At 73.3% G+C, this 18,590-nt stretch carries 14 protein-coding genes; 12 read left to right on the forward strand and 2 right to left on the reverse strand.

All coding sequences use genetic code 11. The features are described 5' to 3' along the window. Positions 1 to 158 precede the first annotated feature (158 nt). Entirely contained in the window at positions 159 to 1,166 is a 1,008-nt protein-coding gene (gene iolG, locus KYT88_RS03940) for an inositol 2-dehydrogenase (protein WP_043584933.1), read from the reverse strand. Between the two features lie 59 nt (positions 1,167 to 1,225). After that, the gene (locus tag KYT88_RS03945; protein WP_043584930.1) at positions 1,226 to 2,143 is read right to left on the reverse strand and encodes a sugar phosphate isomerase/epimerase family protein; all 918 of its coding nucleotides are present in this window, start codon (positions 2,141 to 2,143) and stop codon (positions 1,226 to 1,228) included. 306 nt (positions 2,144 to 2,449) lie between these two features. On the opposite strand from KYT88_RS03945, the gene KYT88_RS03950 reads away from it, so the two are divergent. The 12 genes from KYT88_RS03950 (at position 2,450) to KYT88_RS04005 (ending at position 18,584) form a co-directional block, all read left to right on the forward strand. Beyond that, positions 2,450 to 4,585, forward strand: a complete 2,136-nt coding sequence (locus KYT88_RS03950) for an ExeM/NucH family extracellular endonuclease (RefSeq protein WP_043585738.1) — start codon at positions 2,450 to 2,452, stop codon at positions 4,583 to 4,585. Positions 4,586 to 4,670: 85 nt separating this feature from the next. Next, positions 4,671 to 5,072 carry a thioredoxin gene (trxA, locus tag KYT88_RS03955; protein ID WP_012037481.1) on the forward strand — a complete coding sequence of 134 codons (402 nt, stop codon included), beginning with the start codon at positions 4,671 to 4,673 and terminating at the stop codon, positions 5,070 to 5,072. A gap of 122 nt (positions 5,073 to 5,194) precedes the next feature. After that, entirely contained in the window at positions 5,195 to 7,078 is a 1,884-nt protein-coding gene (recQ, locus tag KYT88_RS03960; RefSeq protein ID WP_043584927.1) for a DNA helicase RecQ, read from the forward strand. Between the two features lie 437 nt (positions 7,079 to 7,515). Then, positions 7,516 to 9,486 carry a glycoside hydrolase family 127 protein gene (locus tag KYT88_RS03965; protein ID WP_237583776.1) on the forward strand — a complete coding sequence of 657 codons (1,971 nt, stop codon included), beginning with the start codon at positions 7,516 to 7,518 and terminating at the stop codon, positions 9,484 to 9,486. A gap of 149 nt (positions 9,487 to 9,635) precedes the next feature. Beyond that, positions 9,636 to 11,315 (forward strand): ABC transporter substrate-binding protein, encoded by a 1,680-nt coding sequence (locus KYT88_RS03970; protein ID WP_043584925.1) that lies wholly within the window; start codon positions 9,636 to 9,638, stop codon positions 11,313 to 11,315. Positions 11,316 to 11,318: 3 nt separating this feature from the next. Then, the gene (locus tag KYT88_RS03975; RefSeq protein WP_043584923.1) at positions 11,319 to 12,281 is read left to right on the forward strand and encodes an ABC transporter permease; all 963 of its coding nucleotides are present in this window, start codon (positions 11,319 to 11,321) and stop codon (positions 12,279 to 12,281) included. Then, positions 12,278 to 13,270: an ABC transporter permease gene (locus KYT88_RS03980; RefSeq protein WP_043584921.1), complete on the forward strand. Its 993-nt coding sequence runs from the start codon at positions 12,278 to 12,280 to the stop codon at positions 13,268 to 13,270. Before KYT88_RS03975 ends, KYT88_RS03980 begins: the two co-directional genes overlap by 4 nt. Further along, positions 13,267 to 14,133 (forward strand): ABC transporter ATP-binding protein, encoded by an 867-nt coding sequence (locus KYT88_RS03985; protein ID WP_051629276.1) that lies wholly within the window; start codon positions 13,267 to 13,269, stop codon positions 14,131 to 14,133. The genes KYT88_RS03980 and KYT88_RS03985 overlap by 4 nt, the downstream gene beginning before the upstream one ends. Next, complete coding sequence (locus KYT88_RS03990; protein ID WP_043584919.1) at positions 14,130 to 15,068, forward strand: ABC transporter ATP-binding protein; 939 nt, start codon at positions 14,130 to 14,132, stop codon at positions 15,066 to 15,068. The genes KYT88_RS03985 and KYT88_RS03990 overlap by 4 nt, the downstream gene beginning before the upstream one ends. Then, positions 15,065 to 16,372 carry an alpha/beta fold hydrolase gene (locus tag KYT88_RS03995; protein WP_043584917.1) on the forward strand — a complete coding sequence of 436 codons (1,308 nt, stop codon included), beginning with the start codon at positions 15,065 to 15,067 and terminating at the stop codon, positions 16,370 to 16,372. Before KYT88_RS03990 ends, KYT88_RS03995 begins: the two co-directional genes overlap by 4 nt. Next, positions 16,369 to 17,853 carry an aminopeptidase P family protein gene (locus KYT88_RS04000; RefSeq protein WP_043584915.1) on the forward strand — a complete coding sequence of 495 codons (1,485 nt, stop codon included), beginning with the start codon at positions 16,369 to 16,371 and terminating at the stop codon, positions 17,851 to 17,853. The genes KYT88_RS03995 and KYT88_RS04000 overlap by 4 nt, the downstream gene beginning before the upstream one ends. Positions 17,854 to 17,870: 17 nt before the next feature. Next, positions 17,871 to 18,584: a GntR family transcriptional regulator gene (locus tag KYT88_RS04005; protein ID WP_043584913.1), complete on the forward strand. Its 714-nt coding sequence runs from the start codon at positions 17,871 to 17,873 to the stop codon at positions 18,582 to 18,584. Positions 18,585 to 18,590 lie beyond the last annotated feature (6 nt).

Below are 18,590 nucleotides of genomic sequence, written 5' to 3' on the forward strand. Positions count from 1 at the left end.
ATGCTGACAAGACGGATCCCAGTCGTGACCCGTCGTCGTCCGGCGGGCTCCCCGACCGGTCCGACCCTCCAGTGTGCCGCCTCCTCGGGGCATCCTGCGCGCGCGACGACGCCGGCCGCGGCGCGCGCGGTCGGGCGGGTCGTGCGGGGAGCCCTCGGTCAGAGCGAGACGGGCACCGCCACGCGCTCCTCGGCCGAGCGCTGGGCCGCATCCGCGAGCACGAGCGCCGCGCGGCCGTCGGCGAAGGTCGGGCTGTCCGAGGCCTCGCCGCGGGCCAGGCGGATGAAGGCGCGCAGCTCCGCGACGTACGCGGCGGCGTAGCGCTCGAGGAAGAAGTCCTGGTACGGCGGCTTGCCCTCGACGCTCGTGGCGGTCGAGACGCTGACGAGGCTCGTGAGGGCGTTCGAGACCTGCAGGGATCCGCGCGAGCCGAAGGCCTCGATCCGCTGGTCGTAGCCGACGGCGCTGTGCCGCGAGTTCGTGATGACCACCAGCGCGCCCGTCGAGGCCCGGAGCGTCACGACCGCGGTGTCGAAGTCGCCGTGCTCGCGGGCGCCGGGGTCGAAGGTCGTGGACCCGGTCGCCTGCACCTCGACGATGTCCGGCAGGAACGCGCGCGCCATGTCGAGGTCGTGGATGGTCATGTCGCGGAAGATCCCGCCGGAGACCGCGACGTAGGCGGCGGGCGGCGCAGCGGGGTCGCGGCTGATGATCGACAGCTGCTCGAGCTCGCCGATCTCGCCCGCGGCCACGCGGGCCCGCGCCTCCGCGAAGGCCGGGTCGAAGCGGCGGTTGAAGCCGAGCGCCACGGGCACGCCGGACGACAGCACGCGGGGGAGGAGCGCATCCACCCGCGCGATGTCGAGGTCGATGGGCTTCTCGCAGAGCACCGGCAGGCCGGCGTCGATGGCGGCCGCGATGAGGTCGACGTGCGTGGGCGTGGGCGAGGCGATGAGGACCGCGTCGACGCCGCCCGACGCCATCATCTCGGCCGCGTCCTCGGTGACGCGGCCGCCGAGGCGGGCGGAGAGGGCGCGGGCGCCGTCGACGAAGGGGTCGCAGATCCACGCGAGCTCGGCGTCCGGATCCGCGGCGATGTTCGCGGCGTGGACCTGGCCGATGCGGCCGGTGCCGATCAGGCCGAAGCGCAGGGGGGTCGTGGTCATGTCGTGGGTCCTCGTGTGTCGTGGTGGTGGTGCCGGTGCGCTCGGGGTGGCGCGCCGGATCAGGCCCAGGTGCGGAGGGCCTCGCGGTTGACGCGCTGGTCCTCCGTGCGCTCGGCGCGGAAGCGGCGGATGTCGGCGTCGGGCGCGTTCAGCACGTCCTGCTCCACCACGATCCAGCCGTCGTAGCCCTGCGCCTCGATCGCGGCCATCACGCTCGTGAGGTCGACGTCGCCCCGGCCGAACGCCACGAAGGCGCCGGACGACCAGACCTCGCGCATGCCGCCGCGCGCGGCCAGCACGCGGCGGAGCTCGGCGCCGTCGACGTCCTTGAGGTGCAGGTGGGTGATTCGCCCGCCCCAGCGGGAGATCGCCGCGAGCGGGTCGCCGCCCGCGATCACGAGGTGGCCGGTGTCGAGCGTGAGGCCCACGTCGACCTGGTCGAGGAAGCGGTCGATCTCCTCGGGCGACTCCACGAACGTGCCCGCGTGGTGGTGGAAGGTCGGCTCGAAGCCCGCGGCGCGCGTGATGTCCGCGGCCCGCGCCGTGTTGCGGACGAGGCGCGACCACGCGGCGTCGTCGAGCGGGTCGGCCTCGGCGCCGCGGCCGGGGGCGGCGGCGCGGGTCGCGGATCCGGCGTCGGCGAGCGTCGGCAGCGGCAGGCGCGCGGGCCCCGCCTCGGCGGCCTCCTGGAACACGCGCAGCGAGGCGTCGAGCTCGGGGAGGGCGGCCTCGAAGGCGTCGTCGTCGGAGAGGGGGAGCTGGATCCAGCCGCCCGCGAGCTCGAGGCCCGCGCCCGCGAGCCGGTCGCGCAGCTCGCGCCCGCGGCCGAGGTAGCCGACCGGGCCGAGGTCGATGCCCGCGTACCCCGTCTCGGCGAGCGCCTCGACCATGTCGTCGGGCGTGACGACCTCGGCGCCCTCGGGCGTCAGCTCGAACACGCCGAAGCTCACGGGTGCGCCGGCGACGGTCGCCCTCACGCGGCGGCTCCCGCGGGTCGGCTCGCGCGGTCCGTCGCGGCGGCGCGGGATGCGGGGGTGGTGCGGGTCTGGACCATGCGGCGTCGCACTGCTCCTCGGGCCGTCGGGCGGATGTTTGTCCTGACGATAGTACGTGGCGGCGGTCCTCCGCCATCGTGGCCGACGCCTCCTCCGGGCGCGCCGCGACGATCGCATGACGAGCCGGTGACGAATCGGTGGCGGCCCTCCACCGGGGGTCGTGCCCGGCCTACGCTCGACGGGTGATCCCCCATGCGGGGGAACCGCGACGCCGAGGGGGACGACGCCATGACCGAGACCGACACCGCACCCGCGACCCGGGACCGCCGATCCGGCCCGGCCCGCCGCATCGCCCGCCCGCTCGCCGTCGCGACCGCCCTGGCCCTCGGCCTGTCCGCGCTCGTCGCGTCGCCCGCCGAGGCCGCGACCGTCGCCATCGCCGACGTGCAGGGCAGCGGCAGCGCGACCCCGTTCGCCGGCCGCGTCGTCACGGTCGAGGGCGTCGTCACCGCCGACTACCGCGGGGCGAGCGGGTACGCCGGCATCGTGATCCAGACCCCGGGCTCGGGCGGCACGACCGACCAGACGCCCGGCGCCTCCGACGGGATCTTCGTCTACCTCGCGAGCGCCGACCCGGCCGTCGCGATCGGCGACCTCGTCCGCGTCACGGGCACCGCCTCCGAGCGCCAGGGCCAGACCCAGCTCGCCGCGACCGCGACCGACCTCGTGCAGGGCGGCGTCGGAGTCCCCGCCGCCACCCCGCTGCCCGACACGCTCCGCGGCGCCGACCGCGAGTCGCTCGAGAGCATGCTCGTGACGCCGACGGGCGACTACCGCGTCGGATCCGCGCACCAGCTCGACACCTTCGGCACGCTCTGGCTGAGCGCCGGCGCCGACCTGCCCGTCAAGGCCACCGACGTCGTGCGGCCGGGCGCCGAGGCCGACCGGATCGCCGCCGACAACCGCGCGCGTCGGCTCCTCCTCGACGACGGCTACAACATCCAGCTCACGAACGCGGCCTACCCCGCGGGCGCGACGCAGCCCTACTACTCGGCCGACCGCGTGGTCCGCAACGGCGACGTCCCGGTCTTCCCGACCACCCCGTACGTGCTGGCCTACGGCTTCGACGACTGGCGCCTGCAGCCCACGACGCCCGTCACGTCGCTCGACGCGGCCGGCCGTGTGCCGACCTTCACGAGCGGGAACCCGCGTCCGGCCTCGTCGCCCGAGGTGGGCGGCGACGTCCGCATCGCCGGGTTCAACGTCCTCAACTACTTCACGACGCTCGGCGAGCGCGGCGCCGCCACCGCGGAGGAGTTCGCAAAGCAGCGCGCGAAGATCGTCACCGCGATCACCGGCCTCGACGCGCAGGTCGTGACGCTGATGGAGATCGAGAACTCGACGCGCTTCGGCGAGCCGGCCGACACCGCGACGGCCGACCTCGTGCGCGGCCTGAACGACGCCGCGGGCAAGCCGGTCTGGGAGTACGTGCGCACCCCCACCGCGCTGCAGTCGACGCCCACCGACGAGATCCAGAACGCGATCATCTACCGCACGGACGCCGTCACGCCCGTCGGGCAGGCGGCCACGCAGATCGACGAGACCGTGTGGAGCAACGCGCGCGAGCCGATCGCGCAGTCCTTCCGCGGCGGCGACCGCACGTTCACGGTGGTCGCGAACCACCTCAAGTCGAAGTCCGGGTCCGGCACGCAGCCCGCCGACGGCCAGGGCTTCTTCAACGCCGACCGGGTCGCGCAGGCGGAGGCCGTGGCGCGCTTCGCGGGCGAGCTGCAGGCGTCGAGCGGATCCGACCTCGTCTACCTCCTCGGCGACTTCAACGCCTACTCGGAGGAGGACCCGATCCAGGTCCTCCGCGACGCCGGCTTCGTCGACCTCGTGGCCGCGAAGGCCCCCGGCGAGCGCACGTACTCGTTCGACGGCGAGGTCGGATCCCTCGACCACGTGCTCGCCACCCGAGCGGGCGCGGCTGCGGTCACGGGCGTCGGGGTCTGGGACATCAACGCGCCGGAGTGGGCGGCGCGCGAGTACGGCGGGGCCGCCACCGACGGATCCAGCGCCTTCCGCTCGAGCGACCACGATCCCGTGAAGGTCGGCCTCGACACGATCCGCGACGCGTCGACCCTCGTCGGGTACGCCGACCGCCTGCTCGTCCGCAGCGGCCAGGCCGTGAGGTACTCCGTGAAGCTCGCCGCCGGCGCGACGGCTCCGACCGGCCGCGTGCAGATCCTCGACCGGGGCCGCGCGATCGCCACCGTCGACGTCACGGCGGCCGATGCGGGCCGCGCGACGGTCACGCTGCCGAAGCTCTCCCGCGGGATCCACCTGATCACCGCGAGCTACGCGGGCGACGGCCAGGCGAAGGGGTCGAGCACCGTCTGGCCGTCGATCGTCCTCGTCTGGTAGCCGCCCGCCGCACGCGGAATGCGCGGGCCGCGCGCCCGGTTGCACCCCGAGACCGCACGAACCGAGCACGAGAAGAGGACGCACCATGGCCACCACCGAGCTGACCGCCGAGAACTTCGAGAGCATCGTCGACTCCAACGGCATCGTCGTCGTCGACTTCTGGGCCGACTGGTGCGGTCCCTGCAAGCAGTTCGCGCCCGTCTTCGACAAGTCGAGCGAGAAGCACGCCGACATCGTCCACGGCAAGGTCGACACCGAGGCGCAGCAGTTCCTCGCGCAGCAGGCGAACATCTCCGCCATCCCGACGCTGATGATCTTCAAGGACCAGACGCTCATCTTCAGCCAGGCGGGCGCGCTGCCCGCCCCGGCGCTCGAGTCGCTCATCGAGGAGGTGCGCGCCGTCGACGTGGCCGCCCTGAAGGAGCAGGCCGCCGCCGAGGCGGCGCAGGCCACGCCCGGCGCGAGCGCCGACCCCACCGCGATCTGACCCGCGCCTGATCCGCGCCTGATCCGCGACGACGGCCCCTCCCCAGCCGGGAGGGGCCGTCGGCATTCCCGCCACCGCCCTCCCCGCCGTCAGCCGACCGGCCCCCGGATACGATTGCCCCGATGACCTCCACCCCTCCCGCTCCTGCCGGATCCGCCGCGTCCGGCACCGCCCTGGCCCCCGCCCTCGAGCGCCTCGGCACGGTCTTCGGGTACGACGCCTTCCGCGGCGACCAGCAGGAGATCGTCGAGCACGTCATCGGCGGCGGCGACGCGCTCGTGCTCATGCCCACGGGTGGCGGCAAGTCGCTCTGCTACCAGATCCCGAGCCTCGTCCGCGAGGGCACGGGCGTCGTCATCTCCCCGCTCATCGCGCTCATGCAGGACCAGGTCGACGCGCTGCGCGCCGTGGGCGTGCGCGCCGCGTTCCTCAACTCCACCCAGGACCTCGAGACCAGCCGCGAGGTCGAGCGCGCCCTGCTCGACGGCGACCTCGACCTGCTCTACCTCGCGCCCGAGCGCCTCATCCTCGACCGGATGGGCCGGCTGCTCGACGAGGCGCGCGTCGCCCTGTTCGCCATCGACGAGGCGCACTGCGTCTCCCAGTGGGGCCATGACTTCCGCAAGGACTACCTCGCGCTGTCGATGCTGCAGGAGCGCTGGCCCGAGGTGCCGCGCATCGCGCTCACCGCCACCGCCAACGAGGCCACGCACGCCGACATCACGGCGCGCCTGGGCCTCCAGGACGCGCGCCACTTCGTCTCGTCGTTCGACCGGCCGAACATCCGCTACCGCATCGTGCCCAAGGCGGAGCCGCGCAAGCAGCTGGTCGACCTCATCAAGAACGAGCACGCGGGCGACGCCGGCATCGTCTACTGCCTGAGCCGCAAGACCGTCGAGCAGACGGCCGAGGCGCTGAACAAGCAGGGGATCACCGCGCTGCCGTACCACGCGGGCCTCGACGCCGCGGTGCGCCAGCGCAACCAGGCGCGCTTCCTCCGCGAGGACGGCATCGTGATGTGCGCCACCATCGCGTTCGGCATGGGCATCGACAAGCCCGACGTGCGCTTCGTCGCCCACATCGACCTGCCCAAGTCCATCGAGGGCTACTACCAGGAGACGGGTCGCGCGGGCCGCGACGGCCTGCCCTCCACCGCATGGCTCGCCTACGGCCTGCAGGACGTCGTGCAGCAGCGCCGCATGATCGACCAGTCCGAGGGCGACGCGCAGCACCGACGCCGGCTGTCGCAGCACCTCGACGCCATGCTCGCGCTGTGCGAGACGGTCGGCTGCCGCCGTGTGCAGCTCCTCCGCTACTTCGGCGAGGAGACGGGTCCATGCGGCAACTGCGACACGTGCCTCGAGCCCGTCGAGACGTGGGACGCGACGGTGCCGTCGCAGAAGCTGCTGTCCACCATCGTCCGGCTGCAGCGCGAACGGAACCAGCGCTTCGGGGCGGCGCACCTCATCGACATCCTGCTCGGCAACGAGACCGACCGCGTCCGCCAGCAGGGTCACGACCAGCTGGCCACGTTCGGCATCGGCGGCGAGCTCACCGACGTGCAGTGGCGCGGCGTCGTCCGCCAGCTCCTCGCCCAGGGACTGCTCGGCGTGAGCGACGACGGATACGGCACGCTCGTCATCACCGCGGGCAGCGGCGACGTGCTCAGCGGATCCCGGCAGGTGCCCATGCGGCAGGAGCCGGAGCGCATCGTGCGCGGCCGCGGCACCCGCACCACCCGGGCGAAGGGCGGCCAGGTGGTCGACCTCCCCGAGGAGGCGCAGGGCCTGTTCGAGGCGCTCCGGGCATGGCGCTCGGAGCAGGCGAAGGAGCAGGGCGTGCCCGCGTACGTCGTGTTCGCCGACGTCACCCTGCGCGAGGTCGCGACCGTGCGCCCGGCTGATCTGGGGCAGCTCGCCGGCATCACGGGCGTCGGGCAGAAGAAGCTCGACACCTACGGCGAGGGACTGCTCGCGGTCGTCGCCGGATCCGCCGCGGCCGACTAGAGCGCCCGCCCAGCAGGGCCTCCGCGATCGGGAACGCCGGCCGGCCGGAGCGGTGGAGGGGGAGAGGGACCCGGTCCCGAGCCTCGAGGGCTGCGGGACCGAGCCGCGCACACGGCCGACTTTTACCCGAAGACCGGCCCGGCGCTGGCGGGACAGCTCACCCGAAGAGCTGTCGCCGTTGCCCACGATCGTACTGGTCCGGCCGTGCGCCCTCTGCGGGCTGTGGGGAGCGGGCGGGGCGTGGTCTCGGTCGGGCCCGGCGACGGCCGCGCCATCGGGGCCGCATGTAAACAGCGTGTAACGGGAGGCCGCAAACGCTTCATCGGGATTGCCAACACCGTATGGCGTATTTGTAATATGTCACCTACCACCGGCTGCCCGAGGCCGGACGAGGGAGCGCCATGGCAGTGACCGGAGCAGATGCGGATGCTATCCGCGTGGGCGCACGTCGCGCCGCCGTCCTCCCCACCACCGGATCCCGGCGCCCGCTGGGCACCGACGCCGTCGCCCTCGAGGGCGGCCTGCTCGCCGCCTGGCAGGAGCGCAACCGGGCCCGCACCATCCCCCACGCCATCGCCTCCATGGCCACGGCGGGCAACCTCGACGACCTCCGCGCGGCGGTCGACGGGCCGGGGGAGCGGCCCGTCCCGCGTTACCCGTTCCTCGACACCGACGTCTACAAGACCCTCGAGGGCGTGGCCTACGAGATCGGCCGGGGCACCGCGACAGCGGAGATGCGGGCCTTCGTCGACGAGGCGACGGATGTGCTCGAGCGCGTGCAGGCGGCCGACGGCTACATCGGCTCGTACGCGCAGCGGCTCGGATCCGACCGCGAGCCCTGGTCCGACCTCGCGTGGGGCCACGAGCTCTACAACCTCGGGCACCTGATCCAGGCCGCGGTCGCCGACTCCCGCCAGGGCGGCGACGGACGCCTCCTGGCCGTGGCCCGCCGCTTCGCCGACGCCGCGGTCCGCGAGTTCGGCCCGGGCGGACGCGAGGAGGTCTGCGGGCATCCCGAGGTCGAGATGGCGCTCGTCGAGCTGCACCGCGAGACGGGGGAGCGCGCCTACCTCGACCTCGCCTCCGCGTTCGTCGAGCGGCGTGGCCACGGCACCGTGGCGACGCGGATCTTCCCGGCCGAGTACTTCCAGGACGCGCACCCCTTCCGCGAGATGCCGGCCGTCACGGGCCACGCCGTCCGCATGGCGTACCTCGCCGCGGGTGCCACGGACGTGGCGACGGAGACGGGCGACGCGGATCTGCTCGCCGCCTCCGTCCGCCTGTTCGACGACGCCGTGCGCACCCGCCTCTACGTGACCGGCGGGCTCGGCAGCCGCCACTCCGACGAGGCCATCGGCGACGCGTACGAGCTGCCGAGCGAGCGCTCCTACAGCGAGACCTGCGCGGCCATCGCCGTGATGCAGTGGGCCTGGCGCCTCTTCCTCGCCACCGGCGAGCCCCGATTCCTCGACACGCACGAGACCGTGCTCTTCAACGCCTACGCCGTGGGGCTCTCCGCCGACGGCACGGGCTTCTTCTACGACAACCCGCTGCAGCGCCGGCCCGACCACCACGCGCAGTCGGGCGCCGAGACCGAGGGCGAGCTGATGCGCCGCCCGTGGTTCACCTGCCCGTGCTGCCCGCCGAACATCGTCCGCTGGATGAGCGAGCTGCAGGACCACGTGTCCGTCCAGGACGGCGACGACCTCGTGATCGCCCACCCGGCCGGGTGCGTCATCCGCACCGACGCGATCGACGTCCGCGTGACGACCGACTACCCGTGGGACGGCGCCGTGCGTGTCGAGGTGCTGCGCGCATCGGGCGCCGAGAGCGGCATCGTGATCCGCCGTCCGGGCTGGTGCCACTCCGCGACCGCGGTCCTGCAGGGTGCCGACGGGTCGAGCGCCGAGGTGGGCGCCGAAGCCGACGACCGGTGGATCCGCGCCACCCGCGCCTGGGCCGCCGGCGACGCGCTCGTGGTCGAGCTGGACATGCCGGTGCGCGCCCTCGGATCCCACCCGCACCTCGACGCCACCCGCGGAGCCCTCGCGGTGGTGCGCGGACCGGTCGTGTTCGCCCTCGAGCAGGAGGACGCCGGCGCACCCGTCGACGACCTGCTCCTCGACCCGCGCGACCTGGCGGAGGCACGGACCGTGCCGCTCCCGCTCGCCGCGCCGTGGGGCCCGGCGTCTGGCGCCGCCGATCCCGCGTCGGGCGTCGCGCTCGCCGTGCGGCTCCGCCGCGCGCTCCCCGCTCCGGACGAGCTCTACCCCGAGGTCGTCCCCGGCACCACCGCACCCGCCGCGTCGGCCGACCCCGTCGACGCCGTGCTCGTGCCGTACGCCCTCTGGGGCAACCGGTCGCCCGCCGCCATGCGGGTCTGGATCCGCGCCGCCGACACCGGCTGAGCCGTCCCGCGCGCGCACGCCACTCGGATCCACCCGATCCGGGGCGGTCGCGCGCACCTCCACTTCCTCCCCATCCCTCCCATCGCACGACCCCGTCCGTCACTCCCCACCCGGCGCGCCCCGGCCGCCATCCACGAAACGAGAGTCCGATGAACAGACGAATCACCGCAGTCGGGCTGGCTGTCGCCGCCAGCCTCGCCCTCACGTCCTGCGCCGGCGCAGGCGGCAAGGCCGCCGCCGACATCACCGGCCCCGCCGACACGGGCGGCACCATGCACGTCCTGCAGGTGTCGGACTTCCCGCACCTGGATCCCGCGATGGGCTACGAGACCGACCTCGCGGACGTCTACCGGCTCATCTACCGCACGCTCACCACGACCACGGGCAAGGACGGCGCCACGATCGCGCCCGACCTCGCCACCGACACCGGCACCCCCAACGACGACGACACCGTCTGGACGTTCACGCTCAAGGACGGCCTGAAGTTCGAGGACGGCTCCCCGATCACGAGCCAGTCGATGAAGTTCGGCGTGGAGCGCTCGTTCGACAAGGCGCTCGCGATCGGCTCGCCGTACGCCCGCATGTACCTCCAGGGCGGCGACAGCTACCAGGGCCCGTACGTGTCGGGCGACCTGTCCTCCATCGAGACCCCCGACGAGAAGACCATCGTCTTCCACCTCAACCGCTCCGTGCCCGAGTTCGCGAGCGTCACCGCGCAGAGCACGTTCGTGCCGTTCCCCGTGGACAAGGACCGCGTCACCGTCACGAGCGTGGACCAGCAGCCCATCTCCTCCGGCCCGTACAAGGTGAGCGCCCGGACGCCCGGCCAGTCGCTCACGCTCGTGCGCAACCCCGAGTGGGACGCGTCCACCGACGAGGTCCGGACCGCGAAGCCCGACGAGTGGGACTTCACGATGGGGCTCGACCAGGCCACCATCGACGAGCGCATGATCGCCGGCCAGGGCGACGACGCGAACGCGATCGCCTACGGGATCACCGCGGCGTCGGTGTCCCGCATCCAGACGCCGCAGATCAAGGCGCGCACCGTCTCGGGCGACAGCGGCTGCACCACGTACCTCGCGCTCAACACGACGAAGCCGCACCTCGGCGACGTGCGCGTGCGCCAGGCCATCGCCTACGCCGTGGACAAGAAGTCGCTCGCCGACGTGGCGGGCGGCCCCATGATCGCCGAGCCCGCGTCGACGATCCTCACCCGCAGCGTCCCCGGTCACAAGGACTTCGACCTCTACCCCAGCACCGACAGCTCGGGTGACGTCGACAAGGCGAAGGCGCTCCTCGCCGAGGCGGGCCTGCAGGACGGCTTCTCGATCACCCTCGACGTGGCCAGCGTTCCGACGTCGCAGAAGGCCGCGGAGGCGCTCCAGCAGTCCCTCGCCCGCGTCGGCATCACCGTGGTGATCAACCTCCTCGACACGGCGACCTACAACGAGACCATCGCCACCACCTCGCAGCAGCACGACGCGGCCGAGGCCGGCTGGTGCCCGGACTGGAACTCCGCCAGCACGGTGCTGCCGATCCTCTTCGACGGACGCCAGATCCCCGAGAAGGGCAACAGCAACCTGTCGCAGATCAACGACCCCGCCATCAACGCGAAGATCGACGAGGTCTCGGCCATGACCGACCTCCAGGCCGCGGACACCGCCTGGGGCGACCTCGACGAGCAGGTCCAGCAGCTCGCACCCGTGGTGCCGCTCCTCTACGGCCAGGCCGTGCTCGTGCTGGGGCAGAACGTGCGCAACGCGTACTCGAGCCCGATCTTCAACGGGGCCCCCGACTTCGCCACCATCGGCCTCCACACGGGGAAGTAGGCGGTGACCGCCACCCTGCAGGGCGCCTCAGCGCCCGACTCCGCCTCTCCGTACCCGACGGGCCGGCCGCCCGCCGTCACGCCGGCCAAGCGCGTGGTCGCGGCCCTCCGGTCGAAGCCGTCCGTCATCGCCAGCGTCGTGTTCGTGGTGCTGGTCACCGTGCTCGCGGTCTTCGCGCCGCTCCTGTCCGGGATCACCGGATGGGGTCCCACGACCTTCGACGCGACGGCCGTGGATCCCGTCCTCGGCGGTCTCCCCATCGGCCCGTTCGGCGGCGTCAGCGCCTCGCACTGGTTCGGCGTGGAGCCGCAGAACGGGCGCGACATCTTCGCCCGCATCGCGTACGGCGCGCGGGTGTCGATGCTCATCGCGGTCTCCGCCACGGTCGTCACCACGACGATCGGCGTGGTCGCGGGCATGGTCGCGGGGTACTTCGGGGGGATCGTCGATCAGATCGTCTCCCGGGTCATGGACTTCCTCATGGCCTTCCCGGCGTTGATCTTCATGATCGCCATCCTCTCGGCGCTGCCCGCCGGCAACCGGCCGGAGCTGCTCGTCCTCACGCTCGGCATCTTCGGCTGGCCGTACACGGCGCGCATCGTGCGCGGCCAGACCATGACGATCCGCACGCGTGACTTCGTGGAGGCGGCCCGGGCATCCGGCGCCTCGTCGATGGGCGTGATCTTCCGGGAGGTGCTGCCGAACCTGCGCGGCACCGTGATCGTGCTCGCGACGCTCGCGGTGCCGGGCTACATCGGCACCGAGGCGGCCCTGTCCTTCCTCGGCGTGGGAGTGCTGCCGCCGACGCCGTCGTGGGGCCAGATGATCGCCGACTCGGTGAACTGGTACACGGTCGACCCGGCGTACTTCGTCGTCCCGGGTTCGTTCCTCTTCCTCACGGTGCTGGCGTTCACGGTCTTCGGCGACCACCTCCGCACCGCGCTCGAGCAGGGGGAGGCGGCATGATCGGCTATCTCCTCCGCCGCGCCGGATCCGCGCTGATCGTGCTCGCGCTCATCAGCCTGTTCACCTACATGATCTTCTTCCTGCTCCAGCCGGACCCCGCCGTCACCATCTGCGGCAAGACCTGCACGCCGGACAAGATCGACTCCATCCGCCAGCTCCTCGGCCTCGACCGGCCGTTCTGGGCGCAGTACGGCGACTTCGTGACGGGCATCTTCACGGGCCGCACCTACGGGGACGGCCCGACCGCGATCCAGTGCTCCGCGCCCTGCCTGGGCTTCAGCTTCCAGACGCAGCAGCCCGTGCTCGACCTGCTGCTGTCCCGCCTGCCCGTGAGCGTCACCATCGCGGTCGGCGCGGCGGTCCTCTGGGTCGTCTTCGGCGTGGCCGGCGGCCTCGTCAGCGCGATCAAGCAGGGCAGCGTGTGGGACCGGACCGCCATGGCGGCGGCGCTCGTCGGGATCAGCGTGCCGACGACATTCGCCGCGCTGCTCCTGCAGTACGTGCTCGTCGTGCAGCTGCAGATCCTGCCGTTCCCGCAGTCCGTGGAGTTCGGCGACGACCCCGTCCTGTGGTTCGATTCGTACCTCATGCCGTGGATCGTGGTCGCGCTCGGCTACGCCTCCGTGTACGCGCGGATCGTGCGGGCCAACGTGCTCGACACGCTCCAGGAGGACTACCTGCGGACCGCGCGGGCCAAGGGCCTGTCGGCGGCGCTCGTGATCCGCCGCCACGCGCTCCGGCCGTCGCTCACGCCCGTCGTCACGCTGTTCGGCATGGACTTCGCGGGCCTGCTCGGCGGCGCCCTGATCGCCGAGAGCATCTTCGGCCTCAACGGCGCAGGCAAGCTCGCCGCGGACTCCATCGCCAAGAACGACCAGCCCGTCATCATGGGCGTCACGCTCCTCGCCGCGGCATTCGTGGTCGTCGGGAACGTGGTCGTCGACGTGCTGTACACCGTGCTCGACCCCCGAGTGAGGATCACCTCGTGACCGCCACCGCACCGCACCAGCCGCCCGCCCGCGCCGTCCCCGGGACGCCGCTCCTCGAGGTCGCGAACCTGACGATCGCGTTCCCCACCTCCCGGGGGCCGGTGGAGGTGGTGAAGGACCTCTCCTTCCGGGTGGAGCCGGACAGCACCCTCGGCATCGTGGGGGAGTCCGGATCCGGCAAGTCGATGACCTCGCTCGCCGTGATGGGCCTCGTGCCGCGCGGCGGGAAGGTCACCGGCAGCATCAAGCTGGCGGGCGAGGAGCTCGTCGGCCGGAGCGACAGGGAGCTGCGGGCCATGCGGGGCGACCGCATGGCGATGGTCTTCCAGGATCCGCTCTCCTCGCTCAACCCCTACTACACGGTGGGGCTGCAGATCGAGGAGGCCTACCGGTCGCATCGCTCGGGATCCCGGAAGGCCGTGCGGTCCACCGTGGTGGCGGCGCTCGAGCGGGTCGGGATCAAGGAGGCCTCGACGCGCGTCGACCACTACCCGCACCAGTTCTCGGGCGGCATGCGGCAGCGCATCATGATCGCGATGGCGCTGTGCCTCGAGCCCGAGCTGCTCATCGCCGACGAGCCCACCACCGCGCTCGACGTGACGGTGCAGGCGCAGATCCTCGACCTCATGCGCTCCATCCGCGCGGAGACGGGGATGGGGATGCTCGTCATCACCCACGACCTCGCCGTCGTGTCCTCCCTCGCCGACGAGGTGCTCGTCATGCAGGGCGGGCACCGCGTCGAGAGCGGCACCACCGAGCGCGTGTTCACCGCGCCGGAGGATCCGTACACGCACGCCCTGCTCGAGGCGATCCCCCGCATCGACGCCGCCTACGACCGCCAGACGACGGGACCCGCATCATGAGCCGCCACGACGCCTCCGCGCCCGCACCCACCTCGCCCGCGCCCGCCGCGGCGACGCCCGAGCCCTTCCTCTCCGCACGCGACCTCACGAAGGAGTACGTGACGCGCGGCGGCCGGGGGCTCCGACCGCCCGTTCGCCGCTTCCTCGCGGTCGACGGCGTGAGCCTCGACGTGCCGACCGGGCAGACGCTCTCGATCGTGGGGGAGTCCGGATCCGGCAAGTCGACGACCGCGCGCATCATCGCGCACCTGCTCGACCCGACCTCCGGCACGTTCGCGCTCAAGGGCGAGGACATGACGCACGCGAAGGGCGCCGCCCTCCGCGAGTTCCGGCGGCAGGTGCAGGTGGTGTTCCAGGATCCGGCGTCGTCGCTCAATCCGCGGCACACGGTGGAGCAGATCATCAGCGCGCCGCTGCGGTACCAGGGCATCACGACGCCGGGCGGGCAAGCGCAGCTCGTGCGCGACCTGCTCGACCGGGTGGGGCTGAACCCCGACCACGCGCAGCGCTACCCCGCGCAGTTCTCGGGCGGGCAGTGCCAGCGCATCGGGATCGCGCGGGCGCTCGCCGTGAGCCCGGGCCTCATCGTGTGCGACGAGGCGGTCTCCGCGCTCGACGTGACGGTGCAGGCGCGCGTCATCGCGCTGCTCCGCGACCTCCAGCGGGAGCGCGGGCTCAGCTACGTCTTCATCGCGCACGACCTCGCCGTCGTGCGCCAGCTCTCCGACCGCGTCGCCGTCATGAGCGCGGGCAAGGTCGTGGAGGAGGGGACGCGCGACGACGTGTTCGAGCGCCCGCAGCACCCGTACACGCGCGCGCTGCTCGACGCCGTGCCGCGCATCGACCCCGAGTGGGACCGCAAGCGGCAGGCCGCGCGCGTCGCGGCCGGGCTCGACACCACCGCCATCGAGACGGCGGGCGGGTCGGCCGCGTGATCGTCGGATCCGCGACCGTCCCCGGCGTCCACGTCACCGACCACGAGATCGAGGTCCCGCTCGACTGGGCCGCGGCGCGCGCCGGCGAGCCCACCGCGACGATCACGGTGTTCGCCCGCGAGCTCGTCGCGCCCGACCGCCGCGGCGACGACCTGCCCGCGCTCCTCTACCTCCAGGGCGGCCCGGGCGGGAAGTCGCCGCGCGTGCTCGACGACGGCGGGTGGATCGGCCACGCCCTCCGCACGCACCGCGTCGTGCTCCTCGACCAGCGCGGCACCGGGCGGAGCACGCCCGTGACCGCGCGCACGATGATCCGGTTCGGCGACGACCACGCGTCCGCCGCCCGGTACCTCGCGCTCTTCCGCGCCGACGCGATCGTGCAGGACGCCGAGGCGCTGCGGCAGCACCTCGAGGGCGGGCGCCGCTGGTCGACGCTCGGCCAGAGCTACGGCGGGTTCCTCACGCTCACCTACCTGTCGCTCGCGCCCGAGGCCCTGTCGGCCTGCTACGTGACGGGCGGTCTCGCGTCGCTCGATCCCGACGCCGAGGAGGTCTACCGCCGGACCTACCCGCGCACGGTCCGGAAGAACGCCGGGTACCACGCGCGCTACCCGGGCGACGTGGGGATCCTGTCCCGCCTCGCGGACCGTCTCCAGGTCGGCGACGTCACGCTGCCCGACGGCGACGTGCTCACCGTGAAGCGCCTGCAGACCATCGGCATCGACCTCGGCATGGCGCCCGGGCGCGAGCGGATCCACGCCCTCCTCGACGAGGCGCTCGACGAGCGCGGCGAGCCCACCGACGTGCTGCTCGCCGAGGCGCTGCGCCTCACCTCGTACGCGGCGAACCCGCTGTTCGCGGCGATGCAGGAGAGCATCTACGCGTCCGGCACCCGGCCCGCGACCGCGTGGGCCGCCGAGCGGGAGCGCGGTCGGCACCCGGCGTTCGCGCCGACCGCCCGGCCGCTGCTGCTCACCGGCGAGATGATGTACCCCTGGATGTTCGAGGAGATCCGGCTGCTGCGCCCGTTCCGCGGCGCGGTCGAGGAGATGGCCCGCCGCGACGACTGGCCGGAGCTCTACGACCCGGCCCGCCTCGCGGCCAACGAGGTGCCGCTGGCCGCCGCGATCTACCACGACGACATGTACGTGGACGCGGGCCTGCAGCAGGACACGGTCGCGCGCGTGGGGAACGCCCGCGCGTGGATCACGAACGAGCACGAGCACGACGGCCTCGGAGCGCCTGGCGTGCTCGGGCGGCTTATGGACACGATCGCCCGCGACGGAGGAGCCCTGCCCCGATGACCGACACGACCCACGACACGACCCACGACACGACGCCCGCCACGGACCCCGGCGCGCCGCGCGCCCCCTTCACCTCCGAGGAGCGCCGCCCGCCGCGCCTCGCGGAGCTGCCCGCCTTCCAGGACCTGATGGCCGGCGGCTGGATCACGCCCGACCGCACGCCGACCACCGTGCCCGGCGCGGTCGAGGCCGCTGCCGCGCACCGCGAACGGCTGAGCGCCGCGATGCCCGGCGTCACCCTCGCGGTGGCGAGCGGGTACGCGCCCACGCGCAACGACGACTGCCGCTACGCGTTCCGCGCCGACAGCGACTTCGTGTGGCTCACCGGCGTGCAGATCGAGGGCGCGGTGCTCGTGATGCACGCGGTGCCGGGCGGCCACGACGCCGTCCTGCACGTGCCGGCGCCCGCGCACCCCGGGGATCCGCGCTTCTACTCCGACGCCGACCACGGCGAGCTGTGGGTCGGCCCCGCGCCCGCGCACGCCGACTGGCAGCGGGTGCTCGGGATCCCCGTGCGCGACCCCGACCGCATCGCGCCGGACCTCGTGGGCGTCCGCGACGTCCGCCGCGCGGGCGCCGTCACCGGCGTGCCGTCCGCCCTCGCCGACGTCCGGCGCGACCCGGCGCTCGTGGCGACGCTCGGCGAGCTGCGCGTCATCAAGGACGCGTGGGAGATCGAGGAGCTGCGGCGCGCGGTCGACGACACCGTCGAGGGCTTCGCCGAGGTCGTGCGCGCCATCCCGCGGGCGCGCGCGCACGGCGGGGAGCGCTGGCTGCAGGGCACATTCGACCGGCACGCGCGGACGGTCGGCAACGGCCCCGGCTACGCCACCATCGTGGGCGGCGGCGGGCACGCGACGACGCTGCACTGGGTGCGCTGCGACGGCCCGCTCCGCGACGGCGAGCTCGTGCTGCTCGACATGGGCGTGGAGGCACGCAGCCTCTACACCGCCGACGTCACCCGCACGATCCCCGTCGACGGCACGTTCACGCCCGAGCAGCGGCTCGTGCACGACATCGTGGAGCGCAGCCACCGCGCGGGCCTCGAGGCCGTGGCACCCGGTCGGCCGCTCGTCGACTTCCACCACGCGTCCATGGAGGTCATCGCCCAGGGGCTGCACGACCTGGGGATCCTGCCGGTCTCGGTCGACGAGGCGCTCTCGCCCGCAGGCCAGCACCACCGGCGCTGGCTGGTGTGCGGCATCGGCCACCACCTCGGGCTCGACGTGCACGACTGCTCGGGCGCCGGGGTCGCGGGCTACGACCGCGCGGTCGAGGCGGGCATGGTGCTGACGGTCGAGCCCGGTCTCTACTTCGCGCCGGACGACGGGATGGTACCGCCCGAGCTCCGGGGCATCGGCGTGCGGATCGAAGACGATATCGTGGTGACGCAGACGGGGTCCGACGTGCTGTCGGATGCGCTGCCGATCGACGCACGGGGCCTGGAGTCCTGGATGCGGGAGCAGCGGTCCCCGTCCTGACACAGAGGAGGACCCGCGTGAGCCTCTCCGCACTGCGTCCCGCACCCCCGCGCGAGAGCCTGCGCGAGCACGTGCACCAGGCCCTGTCCGCGGCCATCGTCTCGGGCGAGCTGGAGCCGGGCACGCTCATCACCGTGCCCACGCTCGCGGTGCGCTTCGACGTCTCGGCCACGCCCGTCCGCGAGGCGGTGCTCGAGCTCGAGAAGCGCGGCTTCGTGGAGACCGTCCGCAACAAGGGCTTCCGCGTCACCGCCGTGAGCGACGAGGAGCTCGGCCACCTGGTGCAGGTGCGCCAGCTCCTCGAGGCGCCGGCCATGGAGCGGCTCGCCGGGCACCTGCCCGAGGGCGCGCTGCCCGGCCTCGAGGCGCTCGCCGACCGCATCGAGCAGGGCGCGCGCGAGGGCGACCTCCGCGCGTACCTCGAGGCCGACCAGGAGTTCCACCTCTCGCTGACGCGCATCCTCGGCAACCCCGTGCTCACGGAGGCCATCGCGGACCTCCGCTCGCGCACGCGCCTCGTCGGACTCGCGTCGATGAAGGAGAGCTCCATGCTCGACGCGTCGGCGGCCGAGCACCACGAGCTGCTGCGCGCGCTGGTCGCCGGCGACGGACCCGGGTCGCACGAGGTGATGGTGCGTCACATCCGGCACGCCACCGGCTGGTGGGCGGGGCACGGTGAGGACGAGGCCGCGGGGGATGCGGACGCCTCCCGGGCCGATCAGGACGCCTGATCCGCT

Origin of the sequence: Clavibacter sp. A6099 (assembly GCF_021919125.1) — a bacterium.
Taxonomy (GTDB): Bacteria; Actinomycetota; Actinomycetes; order Actinomycetales; family Microbacteriaceae; genus Clavibacter; species Clavibacter seminis.